Raw genomic sequence first — 16,800 nt, forward strand, 5'->3', positions numbered from 1 at the left:
CGGATGGAGCGAAGCAAACGAAACATTAAAAACAGCATACGGAGTACAACATGAACGCAAAGCAGAAACACGCAAAGCAACAGATATTCACCCTACTTCGCGAGTCTGAAATGACTGAGCAACAAGTCGAATTATTGTTTGCTGATTGGAAATTTAAACAGCAATGCGAAAAGACAAACCGCATTTTACGTCAGGTTGATGCTCGTGGAGCGTACGCATTCACGTAAGGACCCAGCATGAGAATTTCAGATTATGACCTCAAGCAAAGGCAGGATGCCGAAAGACGACGCAGGGAGCGCGAGGAAGTGGAGCATTACTACTGGCTGGAAAGCCTAGGATTGACGCCAGAAAAAATACCAGACGCCCACTTTAAAGGTGACTTTTAAACTAACTTAAAGAGAAAAGCATTATGAATATTTACATTGATATCGAAACAATCCCATCCCAAGACCCTGCTGTTAAGCAAAAGTTTTTAGATGAAGTCACAGCTCCGGGTAATTATAAAAAACAAGAATCCATTGATGAATGGTTGGCTGCTAACCGCGAAATTGTCGGTGAAGAAAATTGGAAAAAAACAAGCTTTGATGGTGGCTTAGGTCATGTCTGCGTGATTGGTGTAGCAATTAATGATGGAGAAACTAAAACTTTCTACGCGGAGGATTACTTAGCTAACGAAAAGAAAATCATCACTGATTTATTTGAGTTGATTGATGCTAATTATGACCCGTCGAAAAACATGCCTCCTGTATTTATTGGGCATAACATCTCAGAGTTTGACCTTAAATTCTTATTCCAACGTGCTGTAGTTATTGGTGTTAAGCCTCCAAAAGTAATTCCATTCGGCGCTAGACCTTGGGATAAATCACTGTTTGACACAATGACTGTGTGGGCTGGACATAATGGGCGTGTGTCACTAGATAAACTCTGCTCCGTACTTGGCTTGAATGCCAAGGGTTCTGAAACTGGCGAGGATATCGACGGTAGTAAGGTTTGGGATTTTGTCAAGGATGGCAAGATTTCAGTAGTCGCCGAGTACTGTAAGGGTGATGTTGATCGGGTTCGAGATATTCATAAACGCATGACATTTCAATTGACCGCCTAGTTTGGCGGTTTTTTGTAGGAGGTAGTTATGAAATTTGCAAAAGCATTGCGGAAAAAAGCAAAGCTACGACTTGCACTAACAGGCCCTAGCGGGTCAGGAAAAACATACGGAGCACTGGAAATGGCCAAAGGACTTGGCGGAAAAACAGCAGTGATAGATACCGAGAAAGGAAGCGCCTCACTCTACTCTGACCGATTTAATTTCGACGTGTTGGAATTAGACCCACCATTCACACCTGAGCGTTTTATTGAAGCCATCGGAGCTGCGCAGGAAGCTGGCTACGACAATTTAATAATCGACAGTATTACTCATGAATGGAGCGGATCAGGTGGGTGTCTTGAATTACTGGATGGTCTAGCAAAGGCGAAGTATCGCGGTAATACGTGGTCAGCATGGAGCGAAATCACACCTCGTCACAACGCATTTCTCGATGCAATTCTACGGTCTGACCTGCACATCATCGCAACAATGAGAAGTAAAACGGAAACCGCTCAAGTTGATAAAGGTAACGGCAAGAAAGGCGTAGACAAGCTAGGTATGAAGTCAGAGCAACGGGACGGTGTTGAGTATGAATTTACAACCGTTCTCGACCTCAATCACGAAACTCACACAGCAATGGCAAGCAAGGATAGAACAGGATTGTTCAGCAACGCCGAAGTCACCCAGTTAAATGAATTAACGGGCAAAAAGCTAATGGATTGGCTTAATGATGGGCGCACGAAAGCCGAGGTGGATTTATCACACTTCACTGATATTGCAATGGAAACGCAAGACATGGATGTGCTTAAAAATGCGTTTGGTGAGGCATATAAAGCGCTCAGGGATACGCCAGAACAAGCGGAAGCTCAGAAGCTATATGAGCTAAGAAAAGAAGAACTAACTAAGCAAGAGGCAGCATAAATGGCTAGTCGTGGAGTAAATAAGGTAATTCTCATTGGTCACTTAGGTAATGAACCTGAAATTCGCTACATGCCAAATGGTGGCGCAGTGGCAAATCTCACACTAGCCACATCGGACTCGTGGCGTGATAAGCAATCAGGAGAAATGCGCGAAAAAACCGAGTGGCATAGAGTGTGCATCTTCGGCAAGTTAGCTGAAGTTGCAGGTGAATATCTGAAAAAAGGCTCACAAGTCTATATCGAAGGTTCATTGCAAACGCGTAAATGGCAAGACCAAAGCGGTCAAGACCGATACACAACGGAAGTGGTGGTAAATATCGGCGGCTCTATGCAAATGCTTGGTGGTAACGGTGGTAATCAGGCAGGAAGCCAGCAACCAGCGCGACAACCTCAACAGCAACAAGCACCGAAGAATGAGCCACCGATGGATTGGGATGATCAAGAAATCCCATTCTGACCCTTCCCAATGTGATTTAACCAAAGGATATATTTGCAAGGATGCAAACAGGAGATAGATATGATAACCGTTAATTCTTATTTCAGCGGTGCTGGCCTTATGGATATTGGCCTTATCAAAGCTGGAATAAATATAGGCCAGGCATTTGAAATTGACACTTCCGCTTGCAAAACTTACCGTCATAATCTAGGTAATCATATTAAAGAATGCGACATTACCCAGGAGTTAGTTTTAGAACAAGGATCATGCGACGGTATGATATTTACTTATCCATGCACCAAGTACAGCACCATCGGTGATATACATGGAGTTCGCACAGGTGATGAATTGTTTTTACATGCATTACGTCACTTGGCAATTGCTCGGCCTGAGTTTTATGTGGTTGAAAATGTACCTGGCATGAAAGCCTTTCCAGTAGTCATGGAAGCAATGCAGAAAATGCCTGACTATTACGTTAATGTTTTCTGTCCGATTAAGTCTGAAACATGGTTACCACAAAAGCGCAGTCGATTAATAATTATCGGTACGAAAAGGAATTTCACACCGCGCCCACCAGAAAATCATAAGCCAATGAAGCTAGCTGATATCCTGGAGAATGAGCCTGATATCAATATACCTAAATCAGTCTACTCAAGGATGAATGGCGTATATCGTGACTTGCCAATAATCAGCGACCCAAATAATGGTGATATCGCCCCAACCTGCGTTGCTCACTATGCTAAAGATAAAAGCACTCGCTTGGTAGCTGATAAAAACTTTCCGATGGGAGTTCGTCCATACACTGTACGCGAATATGCACGACTGCAAGGTGTCCCTGATTGGTTTCAATTCCCAGTGAGCCAGACAGATGCATATCGCCAAATAGGAAACGGCGTTAGTGTCCAGGTTGGCGAATGGATAGGAAATGAAATTAAACGTTATATCGCAGGGATGCAATGAAGAGGAATGAATATGAAATTAACAGAGAAACAAATTAAAACGCTAGACATTGTGAGAGATAAGTTTGGCGCTGGGATTGATGGTAGAACACTTAAGTCTTTTGAGAAAAAAGGTTTAATTAGACAGACAGTCATTGGCTGGACATTAACAAAGTCAGGATTTGATATATTGAATAAGGTGGAGTGATGGATAAATCAAGGCAGCAATTTGAAGAGTGGTTTAAAAAAGAGTATCCGTTAATTGAGTCTCAACCAGAAAATACTTTGCTTCAATCCGTAAAGCGTCAATGCCTTAAATCTTGGCAAGCATCATGCGAGAGTTTAATTAATAGCTTAGAGCCTGTTGGTTATATGAGATTAGAAGGATGTGATAATATTAAGGAATATGGTTTTACACATATTTATGAAGAGAAGTTTGATAAAGAAACTATTCCACTCTACCGCCTAGACAAGTAACTATGCAAATAATCGGATATGTATTACTCATGCTAATACAGGGTTCTGCTGTGCCTGTATCTGAGCAAATATACACACAGCAAGAATGCGAGAGCCGTGCGTGGCAGATAATGATGGTGCGGAATGTTGAGATAGTCTGTGAGGAGGTGATTCGTGGAAGATAAAATAATGCATCATTGGTTAGTTAGCTTTTATTCTAATCAAGATGGAGTAATGCAACAACACTATAGAACATATACTACAAGTAAATTTTTATTCGATAGTAAGTGCTTAGAATATCCCATTCGGGACATTGGGAGAGATAACACAAGTATTACTTCTGTTTCATATCTTGGCGCTGGAACAAATAAGGAATTCAACTGTGGAAACAATGAATAAATACACCGAACTATCTGACTTCGAGATTAATAAGATTGTAGCAGAGGAACTAATTCAATCCGGATTCATTATTGATGTTGAGTATAGTGAAAACTATATCTTCGTTGCAGATAAATATCATAAATGCTATGCGTTCGACCCATGCAACAACACATCCAATGCAATGACGATTATTATTGAGAATAGAATAGCAATATTCCCAATGGAAACTTTAGGTTGTGAATATTGGTGTGCTGCGAGTAATTTCCAAGATATTGTGGAAAAAGAGATTGCATGGGGATTGGAAGCTAATAACAAAAACCCACTACGCGCTGCTATGGAATTATTTTTATTAATGAAGGATGCGGAGAATGAGAATAACAACAACGGTTAAAAATAAAGATGACAGTGAGTTAATTGATTTCTGCAATACATGCCTAATTGGTTTCATACCATCTAAAAATATAGATTGTGCATATGCATATAAAGACATGCAGGCATGGATAGTCAGAAAGAAAAATGGGAACATCTCAGTTAAAGGTTATCGAACTTAATTAAATAGCATATTAAACGGAGCGGATAATGAAACTCATCATTCGCGGCGAAGTCACTCCAACAGAAAGAATCGCAATTAATGCCGCGCTAGAATTCCACAAAAAGAATCACAATCGAACAGGAATAATCGTTAATCACAAAATAAAGATAGGAAAGAATATCTACCCTGTCGAAATTCAAAACTGTCAAAAGTCTTATATGGTAACAATGAGAAATAAAAGGCAGAGGATATGAATGAGCAGATATTAGAGAACGGCCGCAGAAAGATAGCCCGTGAATGCCGTGACAAATTAAAGCAACTCAAAAAACTCAGCGATAAACAAAGCACAGCAATACTCAAAGATTACCTACCGACTTTCACCCTCACCCTAACAAAAGAACACTTAGCAAAATGCCCGGCGAATATGTGGCTGAATTACTACGTGCGAACGATAGATAAGGAGATTAATAATGATGGATAGCACTAATAGAATCTTGATTTGTCGAGTTGAAATACAAGAGATGCTCGGTGGAATATCTAGAACAACATTCTATTACAAACGTAAAGAATGGGAAAAAGAAGGCACTCCATTCCCTGACCCTGATAAAAACCACCAACCAATTAAAGGCGGTGGTACTTTATACAGATATAGAGAAGTTATGAATTTTTTTAAAAACAAAGGTTACTTTGATAGTTGCTCAATGTGATCTGCAAGCATATTCGCAGCCTCTATCTGTTCCTTTATATATTCGTATCTATCATACACAGCAAGAATACCCGCGAGCTTATGTCCAAGGATTTTTTCGGATACGTGTGGCTGGATGCCAAGCTCACCCATCTTAGTTTTTGCTGTTCTTCTTAAGTCATGAGTTGTCCAGTCATCGGCTCCCATTTTTACACCAACCTGCTTTGCCATTTGCAATAAAACACTAGCAGACATTGGCCTATCTTCTTGTATAGAGGCAGGTGGAAATGCCTGCTCGAATGATGGATAAATTTCAAAAGCTTCTTTTAACAATGAAACTGATTTGTTTGAAAGCCCTCGATTGAAAGCCTCGCGAGTTTTTGATATTTCAGCGGGAACATGCCAGACTTGATTATCTAAATCAAAGTCTGATTTTTTGGCCATTCGTAGTTCAACACCACGACAGCCAGTCAGTAAAGCTAGCTTAATAAATATTTTGTTCTGTGCAGACATTTTAGTTTTATCTACTGACTGCCAAAACAACGCTATTTCTTTGTCACTCAAATACCTCTTAACTTGTTTAACCTTCTCGCCGACATCCTCCGATCTTAGTTCTGACAATGAATTGTGATTTAGCTTACCAATTCTTATGCAGTATGAAAGAATTTGCTTAAGTTTAGATAGCATCATTGTAGCCATTGTAGCTGCGCCATTGTCTCGCATTAGCTTAAACATAGGCCGCCAATGTGCCACCGTCATGTCTTCAGCGATCATCTTCCCTACGCTTGGTATTACATGCCTATCAAGAGCCCTCTTCCATGAATCAAGCTTAACTAACTTCTGAGCTTGCGGGCTATCAATCCATTCCTTTATGCACTCAGAAATTGTTAACTTTGAAAATTCACCATCGATAGTCATGCTTCTAGTTATAATTGGGTCATTACCTTGAGATAACTCCTTCCTCGCCTCTTGAGCTAAATCCCTTGCTTCTTTTAGTGTAATTACACCATATTCACCAAGTGTCATTCTTCTTGGTTTGCGATTAAATCTATATCTGTACTGAAAAACAATCATTCCGTTGGTAGTGACCCTTGCAGACAATCCTTGCCCGTCAGGGAATTCCTTAAGGCTATCTCGCTTTACATTATGTAATTTTCTTAGCTTTGCATCTGTGAGCATACTTTCACCAAACTATGTACACAGGTATGTACACACTTTTCATTGAACGTGATTGAATATCAATGAACGGATTTGAACATGCAAAATGAAAAAGCTCAATAGGTAAAGGGTTTGGGAAGATGTTGTTGAACGGGTTTGAATTGATGCGAATCAGACTAATGTCTTACACGAAAGATCACTTGCTTGATTATTCCAAAGTTTATAAATCAATACGTTACTGACGATTTCTCACTTCACTATGCGAGATAGGCACACAACTATGTACACATTATATAAGCCGAGGCAGATATAATTGATAACGCAATTATGCACATCGCTAGCAACTCAACTCGTAATCATAACACAGACATATTTTATGGCGATAGCCAGTTGTTGATTATTCTAGCGCTAAAATTACTGTTGCTCCGGGCTCATTAACGTGTAGTCCGCCGACATAATAAGAACATTATTACCATAGCCATTACAATCCGCTCTCACCGCATATTCAGGTAACCAAGCAATACGTGATTTTGAACGCGATAATGAAAGATTCAGGGTTGTCGGATGCTCTAATGCGCTAATAAGATAGACTAAATCTGTGGTGGCTGAACAGAGTTCAAAATTAATATGATCAGCATAAATAGCATGCCAATCCTCATGATACGGGATACCTTGCTTATCGATGATTGCACTCATTTCATCTGCGGTATAAACAAGCTGTGCAGAGGCTCTCGGAGCCAGCAACACAAAGGTTGATAACGCCAATAACGTGGTAATTATGCCTTTTTTCATCTCTCACCACACTTTTTACAATAAATCGTTAAGGGGAGAAAAATACCATTCCATCATCCTGCAAAAAACGACAATAAGGCTACTCAACATGACTTTGAATAGCCTTATTACAACAAAACGTTACCAACAACCGCGATGATTACCGCGTCCCCCCCATCGACCATCACGATATGGGCGGTTATATTGTTTGTCTTCTTCGTTTCGAAGTTGCAGTGATAAATCATCAAGCTCTTTCACCAACGCTTTTACTTTCGCGTCATCATCTTTGGCGCCAGCATCGTACAGCTTATTCAGTTCAAAACGCTTATCATCAAACTCTTTCGCTAGCTTAGCGATTTCATTACTTTGGCGATAATCGTTTTGTCGATAATTGTTCTGGTGATAATTGTTTTGATAGCGGTGGTCATAGTTTCCATTGCAGTAAGGGCATGCTGCAGCCGATGCCGAATACAGTAATACTGAAGAAACGATAGCACCTAATAACACTTTTTTGTTCACGGCAATAACCTCACAAGCCTTTGGGTTATACCAGTTTACATTTACCGAAAGGAAACTGCCTTGAAAAATATCAAAATTCGCATCAAAAGCTAAATTATCAGATGATAATGACAATAATTCACAATTAAATAGGTAAAATCACTTATTAGAAATGAATAATTAACGAATTAGACCAAGGTAAATCATAACCAACGCCGAGTTTGCTGAATATAATTAGCCCACTCCTCTTTAAAGCGCTCAGATAAGAATTTTTCTTCTTGGGGAATAGTATACAAATCAGTAATTAACCAGAAAACCAAACCTGAAACCAAGAAATAAGGTGAATGCGAAAATAAAGCGAAACTTAAACTCATCGAGGTAAAAGCTAGATATAACGGATTACGAGATAACCGATAAGGGCCTCTAGTAATAAGAGAAGACGCAGGGCTAATAGGATTTGGTGAGGTTTTTTGCTGAAAAAAATAATATAAACTTGCGCCAATCCAGCCGAAAGCCTCTAAGGCAATCAGGATGCCGATAATTCCCATCCAACCAGAAAAACTCCAGAAAAAACCCTCTTTGATATGCAGATAATAAGCAGCAAATCCATTGAGCGCTAACCAATTCACAAATGGAAGTTTAAAAATGCTCATCACAGATCCTAAATTGATATTCATCTGGCAAGCATATCATGGATAAAACGATAAGAATTGGCACCGATGTCAATAATATTTAATAACACAGAGTGAAGGAGTACTCTGTTATTTTATGAACGATATCCTAAAGAAAAAACACTTTTTAGGCCTTCAAGATTGGCATACTCTTGTTCACATACAGAATTACGCACATCGCTGGGTAAATTATTTAATCTGGCTTGGATATTAGCAAGTTGCTCTTCTAACCCATTCATTCCCTTCACTTCGACAACATCTGCATTTGCTTGCAGATAATCTGTAAAGCTTCTTAAATTATTTTCTAAACTATCGCACGCATTATTCGTCAATCCGTTTTGTTCCATAAAGGAATTGACTGAAGCGGGTAATAATTGAGAGAGCGAAGGAAAAATAGATTGTTTCCACGTTTGTGGAAATAGGATCAGTACGGCAGCAATAGCCAAAACAAGCAGCATTGATGAAGTAACTAATGGCGACAGTAACTTTCTCATTGGCTATCCTAAAATTCTATTTAACATGGAATTTAGAATACACAATAAACCGTAAAGCAGTTTTTAAAATAAAAAAGAGTTTGTAAAGAATATTCCAATTATATTACCAAGAAATAAGATTATCGCCTGACAATAATCTTTTAACGAATTTACATAACCTGTCAGTAAAACAGATAGCACTGTATATACTCACTAACAAATGAACATAAACCCCCTCTAGCAATAATGCCCTTGACCTTTTTATCTCACATAAAAAGGTTTTTTTTTGCTCAAAATATTGAATGTTTTTAATCCAGCTGCATACCTCTTTGTTATTCAACAAATAAATACACTTATTCACACATGAATCGGGATGTTATCCACAGTTAATGTGAACAACTTTGTCATTCATTAAGTGAAAACATTACGCAATTTCACGTAAAAAAAGTCTCTTTATCCTATATTTGATGGGAGAATACCCTTCTGATTCCACAAATTAGTAACAATGTTTGTTATAGTTCCAACGAGAAGCCATTCTAGATTAATTTGGAGGGTAATTTTCGACATGCAAGATATTTTACAACTTTTTCAAGCCGTTGGCCTTGGCTTAGTTTTACTCCTTCCACTGGCTAACCCACTGACCGCCATTGCCGTGATGCTCAGTATTTCCGCCAACATGACCAAAGAACAACGTGACCACCAATCACTGCTGGCTGCAATTTATGTCTTTTGTATCATGCTCGTCGCTTTTTATGCGGGCCAATTAGTCATGAACACCTTCGGAATTTCTATTCCTGGACTACGTATTGCAGGGGGACTTATCGTGGTCTTTATTGGTTTTGGGATGCTATTTCCTAATTCAGAAAATAGTGAAGACAACAGTAATGCCTCCACTGATGATTTAAGTGTTCCCAAAAAACGTCAAGGCAACCAAAATATTGCCTTCGTCCCCCTCGCGATGCCAAGTACCGCAGGTCCAGGTACCATCGCAATCATTATTAGTTCCACCGCGTCTTTGCAAGGGGATATTGGTTTTGCGCCATGGGTTATCACTGTCGCACCCATTATTGTTTTTCTAATAGCCAGTGTGTTTGTTTGGATAGGATTACGGGGCGCAACGTCAATTATGAAATGGCTAGGGAACAGTGGGATTGATGCCATTGGGCGGATAATGGGTTTTTTATTAATTTGTATGGGAGTGCAATTCGTCATCAACGGCATCGTTGAAATTATCGCGCAACTCCCACACTTAATGACGGAATATCAGTAATTCACCGCTAATGCATTATACGCATTCTTAACTTTCCACAAATAGCGTGGAGCCTGCGGTGCGGGGTGTTTAGACTGAACATGTTGATAGAATTCTTCTGGCGATAAATTATTTATCATCGCGATAGCTTTAGTTTTATCATTATCAAATGTTCTTAATAATGCCCCGGCCCCATTCACGTAAGCCACAACGGTCGCATAATACATCGTTTGCGGGTGGCTAATACCCGCCAAATGTTGCTCTTTGAGAATACGAATATAGGTTGTGCCGATATCAATATTTTTACGTGGATCTTTTAAATCGTTAGAACTTGGCTCACCAGAACGTCCTTGATAACGATATGCATCACGCCCTGCTGTTGATGCTTTAATTTGCATTAAACCAATAGCATTAGATTTACTCACCACTTCAGGTCGGAAGTTAGATTCTACTTCAATAATGGCTCTGATCAGTGTTTCATCCACACTATAGCGATTCGCGGATTCACGAATAAACTCATCATAAGGGGTTCGCGGATAGCTAGTATTAGCTGCCGTATTTGGCATTTGATTGCGATTATCTAGCATTCTTGTTCTGTTCGCGGTTTTATTGGGATCACTTGAACAACCTGCCAATAGCAAAAGTACAAGCGCACTGCCGACCATTTTTTTCACTGTTGTATCCTCTGCAAATTAAAACACCGAAAGAATAGCTAATCTTTAGAAAAATAATACATTTTTTACTTAACTTTTACTTCTGGACGTGTTTTAGTCGTGTTAAATAATAATGATAACCAGCAACTCATCGATTACAAAAATAACCCTTTTACCATTTAACGGGATTTTTCATAATTGATATTGATAATCATTATCAATTGGGATATAAATACTATCAGCCAGAAAGACCATACTCATTGTAGAGTCAAATAGGTCAATATAAATGAGAAGCTATATTCAAACCCAACAACGCACTTATTTAGATTAACCATTTAATGAGATTAATTTAGTTAATAGAACTCGTGACCCAACGTTAGGATCTATTTTATGACAAACTGTTTATTCCGATTATCAACGCTATTACGTACTACATTTATTGCATTAGCTGCCGTTTTATTTGTCAGCCAACCCGCTTTAGCTAAAAAATTTAAAGTGGTCACCACATTTACTATAATACAAGACATTGCTCAAAATGTAGCCGGTGATGCCGCAATTGTCGAATCCATCACTAAACCGGGTGCAGAAATTCACGGTTATCAACCGACACCAAAAGATATTATGAAAGCCTACGATGCTAACCTTATCTTATGGAACGGAATGAATCTGGAAGTTTGGTTCCAGCGTTTCTTTGAAAACCTTAAAGATGTGCCTGCGGTTGTCGTCACTGAAGGTATTGAGCCGATGCCAATCCGTGAAGGGGAATATAAAGATAATCCGAATCCTCACGCTTGGATGTCCCCTGCTAACGCACAAATTTATATCGAAAATATCCGTAAGGCACTGGTGAAATATGATCCAGAAAATGCAGACACCTATAATGCAAACGCGAAAAAATATTCCCAAGAAATTGCGGCACTTGATGCACCTTTACGTGAACGTTTGAATCGTATTCCTGAAGATAAGCGTTGGTTAGTGACCAGTGAAGGCGCATTTAGCTACCTCACTAAAGATTATGGTTTTAAAGAGGTCTATTTGTGGCCTATCAATGCTGAAGAGCAAGGCTCACCAATGCAAGTTAAAAAAGTGATTGATACGGTTCGTGAACACAACATTCCCGTTGTTTTCAGCGAAAGTACTATTTCAGACAAACCGGCTCTGCAGGTCAGTAAAGAGACTGGCGCAAAATACGGCGGAGTATTATACGTCGATTCACTATCAACCGCTGAAGGCCCTGTACCAACTTATATAGACCTGTTGAACACAACCGTCGATACCATCGCAAAAGGATTTTCACAGTAAATGAGCCATACAAATCAATTCGAACATCCGACTCTGGTTGTTGATGACGCAACAGTCACCTACAACAATGGTCATACCGCGATTTATGATGCAAGTTTCAATATTCACGGTGGTTCCATTTGCGCCCTTGTGGGCGTGAATGGGAGTGGTAAATCTACACTGTTTAAAACCATTATGGGGTTAGTGACGCCATCGTCCGGTAGTGTGACTCTCAATGACCAGCCGATTAAAGCCGCATTAAAAGAGAATGTTATTGCCTACGTACCACAAACAGAAGAAGTGGATTGGAATTTTCCAGTGCTAGTTTCTGATGTGGTGATGATGGGGCGTTACGGCAAAATGGGTTTCTTTCGTATTCCTAAAAAGGAAGATAAAGACGCCGTAAAAATGGCTTTAGAACGTGTAGATTTAGCCGGATTAGAACATCGCCAAATTGGTGAACTTTCCGGCGGTCAGAAAAAACGGGTGTTTTTGGCTCGAGCCCTCGCCCAGCAAGGTAAAGTTCTGTTACTCGACGAACCCTTTACTGGGGTCGATGTAAAAACAGAAAATGCCATTATTGACCTACTCCGCAGTCTGCGCGATGAAGGGCATTTAATTCTAGTATCAACCCATAACTTGGGAAGCGTGCCTGAATTTTGTGACCATGTGATTTTAATAAACCGCACTGTGCTGGCGAGTGGTCCAACCGAAACCACCTTTACCCAGCGTAATCTACAAAAAGCATTTGGTGGCGTACTGCGTCATATTAACCTGTCTGGTCAAGAGCTTCACGACGATGATGACCCACGCTCTGTCACGGTGATTACTGATGACGAACGTGCCGCCGTCTTCTATGGTCACGATCACGATGCACCGGTTAGAAAGAATCAGCCTAAGGAATCTGAATGATTGAGTTGTTACTGCAACCCTTTGAGTACAACTTTATGGTTAAAGCTATTTGGGTGAGTGCCATCGTCGGAGCGGTGTGTGCTTTCTTATCAGCTTACTTAATGCTCAAAGGTTGGTCGCTGATGGGAGATGCCCTCTCCCACTCTGTTGTACCCGGTGTGGCGGGCGCTTATGCGCTTGGATTACCTTACGCCGCAGGGGCTTTTTTTACCGGTATTCTCGCCGCCCTCGCCATGACATTTGTTAAACATCTCACCCGCTTACGGGAAGATGCCGTTATCGGCTTTATCTTTTCCACCTTTTTTGCGGCGGGGCTATTAATTGTTTCGTTGAACCCAACCTCAGTGAACGTGCAAAGTATTATCTTCGGTAATATTTTAGGGATCGCCGATGCTGATGTTCTTCAAGTCGAGATTATTATCGCCGTTTCATTTGTTGTCCTGATGTGCCTATGGAAAGATTTACTGGCAGTCTTTTTTGATGAAAGCCATGCTCGTTCCATCGGTTTAAATCCACTACGCCTGAAAATTATTTTCTTCACTTTATTAAGCGCATGTACCGTTGCCGCACTGCAAACTGTCGGGGCTATTCTAGTTATTGCTATGGTGGTCACTCCGGGTGCAACGGCCTATTTACTGACAGATAAATTTAAAACTTTGCTGATCATTTCCGTCTCTATCGGAACGGCCACCAGCGCAATTGGTGCCTACCTCAGCTACTTTTTAAATGGCGCAACGGGCGGGCTAATTGTTACGTTCCAAACGGTGATTTTCTTACTGGCGTTCTTCTTTGCACCAAAACATGGGCTCTTTGCTTCTCGTCGCAAAGCCCGTAGCGAAGTCGCTGATCTGCATCAAAGTAAGCAACAAGGAGCGCCCCATGAGTGATTTTATGGATTTACTGATGGCTCCGTTTGCATTTCCATTTATGCAAAAAGCCCTGATCACGGCGATTGTTACAGGAACCGTCTGCGCTATTTTATCCTGCTTTTTAGTCTTGAAAGGTTGGTCATTAATGGGAGATGCCATCTCCCATGCGGTATTACCCGGAATTATTATCGCGTCACTAATTGGCATTCCACTGGCGATTGGCGCCTTTGTTTCAGGGCTATTTTGCGCAGTTGCTACTGGCTATTTAAAAGAGAACAGTCGAATAAAAGAAGACACTGTCATGGGGATTGTCTTCTCGGGTATGTTTGCTGTCGGTTTGGTTATGTTCGCGAAAATCGATACTGAACAGCATCTTACTCATATTTTATTCGGGGATATTTTGGGGATCACCGACGAAGAATTTAAACAAATTTTACTGTTTGCAGGGATAACCATTGCGATTATCTTACTCAAACGTAAAGACTTTATGCTGTATTGCTTTGACCCAAACCAAGCGCGTGTTATCGGCTTGCCGGTTAAATGGCTGCATTACGGATTACTTTCGCTATTAGCGTTAACCATCGTGGCATCACTACAGGCCGTTGGGATCATTCTGGTGATTGCTATGTTGATTTCTCCGGGGATCATCGCCTTTGTCCTATGCCGGAGCTTTGGTTGGATGTTGGTGGTCGCGATTATCGCCTCAGTCACATCCAGCGTGCTGGGTACGATTGTCAGCTTCCATATCAATGCAACAACAGGCCCAACCATTGTGGTGATCCAAGCGGGCTACTTTGTTATCGCCCTACTCTATAGCAAATTAATTCTCGCACGCCGCAAATCCCACACCACGCGCCAAGATTTGCATACGGCCTAATGATATAAAGCTGAATACGCTAAAAGCCTATTCAGCTTTTTCTTTCTTCTATTTGACACTCTTCTATTTTGAAGCTTTCTCTCTATAAAAGAAAAAGCGATATCCATTTGTTATCATCAAAAGCAATCCCCCAATTCTTGAACAAAATCAGCCATCAATCATTTCGGAATAAGGCGTAATTATTAAACAATGATCACTGTTAATTCCTAAATTGACGCTATAGTATGGTATGAGTGAAGACCAAATCACAGCGAGGTGGATCATGTGGCAAGCGATGAATCGTTTATTAATTGAACACTTTGGTGAGGCAGAGCTGCGAAATAAAGTGATTCTTTCTGGTGGGGATATTCATCATACCTTAAGAATCGATTATGGCGAGCATACAGTGTTCGTAAAACAAAATCGCCGCGAGTTTCTCCCTCTTTTTAAACAGGAGGCAGAGCAGCTTGAAATGCTAGCGAAAAGCCAAACTATCACCGTTCCCAAAGTCTACGGCTTGGGTAGCAACAAGCACCATAGCTTTCTTCTCCTCGAATACTTCCCGTTAAAACATTTTGATAGCACCAATGCATGGCACTTTGGTCAACAATTGGCGCGATTACATCAATGGGAAGAACAGCCAAGTTATGGGTTCGATTTTGATACTATGCTCAGTACCATTGTTCAACCTAATGGATGGGAAAAACGTTGGAATGCATTCTTTGCAGAAAAACGTATCGGTCTTCAATTACAAATTGCATCTGAAAAAGGCATGGTTTTTGGTGATATTCAAAGACTGGTGGATATTGTTAAGCACCGTTTATCCGGCCATCAACCTCAACCTTCTTTATTACATGGGGATCTGTGGCCTGCAAACTGCGCGGTCACCAACCAAATGGATGGCGTACTCTATGACCCGGCCTGTTATTGGGGTGATCGGGAATGTGATATCGCGATGCTGCCATTATATAAAGAAATTCCGATTCAAATTATTGATGGCTACCAAAGTGTTTGGCCATTACCAACGGGCTTTTTAGACAGACAACCACTCTATCAACTCTATTTTTTACTCAATCAAGCCAACATGTTTGGTAATGAGCAAAGCTATCTGCATGCTCGCAGCATTATTGATAATTTATTAGACGACGAATAGCAGCGAATCAATTAGACGAAAATAAGAGATGCACAGCAGCGGAATAAACACCGATGCTGTGCATTTTTCATGATGGGAAAATACCAACATGATGGGCACTATCAACATAATGAAAAGCCAACATAATGAAAAGCGGCCTACATTATGAAAAGCTACCTACATGATAAAAAACTACCAATTCAGAAGTTTCAATGCAAAATAAATGGCGATCCCTAAAACAATCGGCCAAAAATACATCAAAAAGAACTGTTTGAAAATAGTATGTCGAGGAATAGTGACTTTGGATTCTAACTCTTCTTTAGTCACTTCACTGCCTTTTGCATTTTCAAGAATGACGTGATCTTCAATGCTTTCGCGAATGAATTTAATTTGTCGATACATGCGTAAGCCTGATGCGCTTAAAGCAAGCCCTACAAAGATAAAAATAAAAATAACAAAAAATCCGATACAGCTACCTGAAAAACCATGACTCACTTCAGGGACTGGTGAATTATTCCAGAATACATTGAGAAACGGCGTGCTTTGTCGAGTCATCTCCGCCATTAATTTAACAAAATCATTGGCAACTGCGTTAATTCCTTCGCCTTGAATTCCTTTCAGAGCCGCTAATTTAATTAACGATGTCAATGTAGAAATTAACGCCACAAAAAATACGATCCAGCCCAAAATACGTTTGCCAATCGCAAGAGAATTTGCCTTGTGGTAATTCATTACAACTATTCCTTAAAGTTTTTTTCTACGCTAATCATAGCTGATAATATTTGCTGGCTCCAAATTTCTATAAAAAAATGATAGTTAAAAACCGAGTTTCGGATTATTCAAAGAGT

At 40.3% G+C, this 16,800-nt stretch carries 18 protein-coding genes and 7 pseudogenes; 18 read left to right on the plus strand and 7 right to left on the minus strand.

Annotated elements, in window-relative coordinates:
• The first annotated feature begins 50 nt into the window (after nucleotides 1–50).
• The 12 genes and pseudogenes from GKR74_RS17910 to GKR74_RS18245 all read left to right on the plus strand — a co-directional run bounded on the left by GKR74_RS17910 (nucleotide 51) and on the right by GKR74_RS18245 (nucleotide 5,451).
• Nucleotides 51–227, plus strand: a complete 177-nt coding sequence (locus GKR74_RS17910; protein ID WP_175442554.1) for a hypothetical protein — start codon at nucleotides 51–53, stop codon at nucleotides 225–227.
• Between the two features lie 9 nt (nucleotides 228–236).
• Complete coding sequence (locus tag GKR74_RS14210; protein ID WP_154604072.1) at nucleotides 237–386, plus strand: hypothetical protein; 150 nt, start codon at nucleotides 237–239, stop codon at nucleotides 384–386.
• Nucleotides 387–409: 23 nt separating this feature from the next.
• On the plus strand, nucleotides 410–1,102 hold the full coding sequence (locus GKR74_RS14215) for a hypothetical protein (protein ID WP_154604073.1): 693 nt from the start codon (nucleotides 410–412) through the stop codon (nucleotides 1,100–1,102).
• A gap of 27 nt (nucleotides 1,103–1,129) precedes the next feature.
• Nucleotides 1,130–2,002 carry an ATP-binding protein gene (locus GKR74_RS14220; protein WP_154604074.1) on the plus strand — a complete coding sequence of 291 codons (873 nt, stop codon included), beginning with the start codon at nucleotides 1,130–1,132 and terminating at the stop codon, nucleotides 2,000–2,002.
• Nucleotides 2,003–2,455, plus strand: a pseudogene (gene ssb, locus GKR74_RS14225) (single-stranded DNA-binding protein); the annotation flags it as partial.
• 12 nt (nucleotides 2,456–2,467) lie between these two features.
• Nucleotides 2,468–3,637: pseudogene (locus GKR74_RS14230) on the plus strand (DNA cytosine methyltransferase).
• Entirely contained in the window at nucleotides 3,583–3,852 is a 270-nt protein-coding gene (locus tag GKR74_RS14240) for a hypothetical protein (RefSeq protein ID WP_154604077.1), read from the plus strand. Before GKR74_RS14230 ends, GKR74_RS14240 begins: the two are co-directional and overlap by 55 nt.
• A gap of 153 nt (nucleotides 3,853–4,005) precedes the next feature.
• Nucleotides 4,006–4,230 carry a hypothetical protein gene (locus GKR74_RS18240; RefSeq protein WP_154604078.1) on the plus strand — a complete coding sequence of 75 codons (225 nt, stop codon included), beginning with the start codon at nucleotides 4,006–4,008 and terminating at the stop codon, nucleotides 4,228–4,230.
• Complete coding sequence (locus GKR74_RS14250; protein ID WP_154604427.1) at nucleotides 4,223–4,603, plus strand: phage protein NinX family protein; 381 nt, start codon at nucleotides 4,223–4,225, stop codon at nucleotides 4,601–4,603. The genes GKR74_RS18240 and GKR74_RS14250 overlap by 8 nt, the downstream gene beginning before the upstream one ends.
• A 188-nt stretch (nucleotides 4,604–4,791) precedes the next feature.
• A pseudogene (locus GKR74_RS14255) lies at nucleotides 4,792–5,013 on the plus strand (DUF4060 family protein).
• Entirely contained in the window at nucleotides 4,995–5,225 is a 231-nt protein-coding gene (locus GKR74_RS14260; protein ID WP_154604080.1) for a hypothetical protein, read from the plus strand. The pseudogene GKR74_RS14255 and the gene GKR74_RS14260 overlap by 19 nt, the downstream one beginning before the upstream one ends.
• Nucleotides 5,215–5,451 carry a helix-turn-helix transcriptional regulator gene (locus GKR74_RS18245; RefSeq protein WP_230089167.1) on the plus strand — a complete coding sequence of 79 codons (237 nt, stop codon included), beginning with the start codon at nucleotides 5,215–5,217 and terminating at the stop codon, nucleotides 5,449–5,451. Before GKR74_RS14260 ends, GKR74_RS18245 begins: the two co-directional genes overlap by 11 nt.
• Here the strand turns inward: GKR74_RS18245 and GKR74_RS14270 are convergent.
• From GKR74_RS14270 to GKR74_RS14290, 5 genes and pseudogenes are all read right to left on the minus strand, one after another.
• Nucleotides 5,427–6,608 carry a tyrosine-type recombinase/integrase gene (locus GKR74_RS14270; protein ID WP_154604081.1) on the minus strand — a complete coding sequence of 394 codons (1,182 nt, stop codon included), beginning with the start codon at nucleotides 6,606–6,608 and terminating at the stop codon, nucleotides 5,427–5,429. The two genes, GKR74_RS18245 and GKR74_RS14270, sit on opposite strands and share 25 nt — an antisense overlap.
• A gap of 393 nt (nucleotides 6,609–7,001) precedes the next feature.
• Nucleotides 7,002–7,379: a hypothetical protein gene (locus GKR74_RS14275; protein ID WP_154604082.1), complete on the minus strand. Its 378-nt coding sequence runs from the start codon at nucleotides 7,377–7,379 to the stop codon at nucleotides 7,002–7,004.
• A gap of 120 nt (nucleotides 7,380–7,499) precedes the next feature.
• Entirely contained in the window at nucleotides 7,500–7,877 is a 378-nt protein-coding gene (locus GKR74_RS14280; protein WP_181478494.1) for a hypothetical protein, read from the minus strand.
• Nucleotides 7,878–8,044: 167 nt separating this feature from the next.
• Nucleotides 8,045–8,509 (minus strand): annotated as a pseudogene (locus GKR74_RS14285) (methyltransferase family protein).
• A gap of 113 nt (nucleotides 8,510–8,622) precedes the next feature.
• Nucleotides 8,623–9,021 (minus strand): hypothetical protein, encoded by a 399-nt coding sequence (locus GKR74_RS14290; protein WP_154604083.1) that lies wholly within the window; start codon nucleotides 9,019–9,021, stop codon nucleotides 8,623–8,625.
• A 544-nt stretch (nucleotides 9,022–9,565) separates the two neighbouring features.
• On the opposite strand from GKR74_RS14290, the gene GKR74_RS14295 reads away from it, so the two are divergent.
• Nucleotides 9,566–10,270, plus strand: coding sequence for a MarC family NAAT transporter (locus GKR74_RS14295; protein ID WP_154604084.1), 705 nt, complete (start codon nucleotides 9,566–9,568; stop codon nucleotides 10,268–10,270).
• On the opposite strand, the pseudogene GKR74_RS14300 reads toward GKR74_RS14295, so the two are convergent.
• Nucleotides 10,270–10,923, minus strand: a pseudogene (locus tag GKR74_RS14300) (transglycosylase SLT domain-containing protein); the annotation flags it as partial. The gene GKR74_RS14295 and the pseudogene GKR74_RS14300 sit on opposite strands and share 1 nt — an antisense overlap.
• Before the next feature lie 369 nt (nucleotides 10,924–11,292).
• Between GKR74_RS14300 and GKR74_RS14305 the strand changes: the two are divergent.
• The 5 genes and pseudogenes from GKR74_RS14305 (at nucleotide 11,293) to GKR74_RS14325 (ending at nucleotide 15,973) form a co-directional block, all read left to right on the plus strand.
• The gene (locus tag GKR74_RS14305; RefSeq protein ID WP_154604085.1) at nucleotides 11,293–12,204 is read left to right on the plus strand and encodes a metal ABC transporter substrate-binding protein; all 912 of its coding nucleotides are present in this window, start codon (nucleotides 11,293–11,295) and stop codon (nucleotides 12,202–12,204) included.
• Nucleotides 12,205–13,092, plus strand: a pseudogene (locus GKR74_RS14310) (manganese/iron ABC transporter ATP-binding protein); the annotation flags it as partial.
• Nucleotides 13,092–13,928: pseudogene (locus GKR74_RS14315) on the plus strand (metal ABC transporter permease); the annotation flags it as partial. The pseudogenes GKR74_RS14310 and GKR74_RS14315, both read left to right, overlap by 1 nt.
• Before the next feature lie 46 nt (nucleotides 13,929–13,974).
• A complete protein-coding gene (locus GKR74_RS14320; RefSeq protein WP_154604088.1) occupies nucleotides 13,975–14,841 on the plus strand; it encodes a metal ABC transporter permease in 867 nt (288 codons plus the stop codon).
• 262 nt (nucleotides 14,842–15,103) lie between these two features.
• Nucleotides 15,104–15,973: a fructosamine kinase family protein gene (locus GKR74_RS14325; protein WP_154604432.1), complete on the plus strand. Its 870-nt coding sequence runs from the start codon at nucleotides 15,104–15,106 to the stop codon at nucleotides 15,971–15,973.
• 171 nt (nucleotides 15,974–16,144) lie between these two features.
• Here the strand turns inward: GKR74_RS14325 and GKR74_RS14330 are convergent, their stop codons facing one another.
• Nucleotides 16,145–16,684: a YniB family protein gene (locus tag GKR74_RS14330; RefSeq protein ID WP_154604089.1), complete on the minus strand. Its 540-nt coding sequence runs from the start codon at nucleotides 16,682–16,684 to the stop codon at nucleotides 16,145–16,147.
• Nucleotides 16,685–16,800: the final 116 nt, after the last annotated feature.

The sequence above is a fragment of the Providencia sp. wls1914 genome, from assembly GCF_009706645.1.
GTDB classification, from domain to species: Bacteria; Pseudomonadota; Gammaproteobacteria; order Enterobacterales; family Enterobacteriaceae; genus Providencia; species Providencia zhijiangensis.

Bases quoted from the DNA above. Each gene is read 5' to 3' on its own strand.
- GKR74_RS17910 (WP_175442554.1), top strand. From the start codon at position 51: ATGAACGCAAAGCAGAAACACGCAAAGCAACAGATATTCACCCTACTT.
- GKR74_RS14210 (WP_154604072.1), top strand. From the start codon at position 237: ATGAGAATTTCAGATTATGACCTCAAGCAAAGGCAGGATGCCGAAAGA.
- GKR74_RS14215 (WP_154604073.1), top strand. From the start codon at position 410: ATGAATATTTACATTGATATCGAAACAATCCCATCCCAAGACCCTGCT.
- GKR74_RS14220 (WP_154604074.1), top strand. From the start codon at position 1,130: ATGAAATTTGCAAAAGCATTGCGGAAAAAAGCAAAGCTACGACTTGCA.
- GKR74_RS14240 (WP_154604077.1), top strand. From the start codon at position 3,583: ATGGATAAATCAAGGCAGCAATTTGAAGAGTGGTTTAAAAAAGAGTAT.
- GKR74_RS14250 (WP_154604427.1), top strand. From the start codon at position 4,223: ATGAATAAATACACCGAACTATCTGACTTCGAGATTAATAAGATTGTA.
- GKR74_RS14260 (WP_154604080.1), top strand. From the start codon at position 4,995: ATGAATGAGCAGATATTAGAGAACGGCCGCAGAAAGATAGCCCGTGAA.
- GKR74_RS18245 (WP_230089167.1), top strand. From the start codon at position 5,215: ATGATGGATAGCACTAATAGAATCTTGATTTGTCGAGTTGAAATACAA.
- GKR74_RS14270 (WP_154604081.1), bottom strand. From the start codon at position 6,608: ATGCTCACAGATGCAAAGCTAAGAAAATTACATAATGTAAAGCGAGAT.
- GKR74_RS14275 (WP_154604082.1), bottom strand. From the start codon at position 7,379: ATGAAAAAAGGCATAATTACCACGTTATTGGCGTTATCAACCTTTGTG.
- GKR74_RS14290 (WP_154604083.1), bottom strand. From the start codon at position 9,021: ATGAGAAAGTTACTGTCGCCATTAGTTACTTCATCAATGCTGCTTGTT.
- GKR74_RS14295 (WP_154604084.1), top strand. From the start codon at position 9,566: ATGCAAGATATTTTACAACTTTTTCAAGCCGTTGGCCTTGGCTTAGTT.
- GKR74_RS14305 (WP_154604085.1), top strand. From the start codon at position 11,293: ATGACAAACTGTTTATTCCGATTATCAACGCTATTACGTACTACATTT.
- GKR74_RS14320 (WP_154604088.1), top strand. From the start codon at position 13,975: ATGAGTGATTTTATGGATTTACTGATGGCTCCGTTTGCATTTCCATTT.
- GKR74_RS14325 (WP_154604432.1), top strand. From the start codon at position 15,104: ATGTGGCAAGCGATGAATCGTTTATTAATTGAACACTTTGGTGAGGCA.
- GKR74_RS14330 (WP_154604089.1), bottom strand. From the start codon at position 16,684: ATGAATTACCACAAGGCAAATTCTCTTGCGATTGGCAAACGTATTTTG.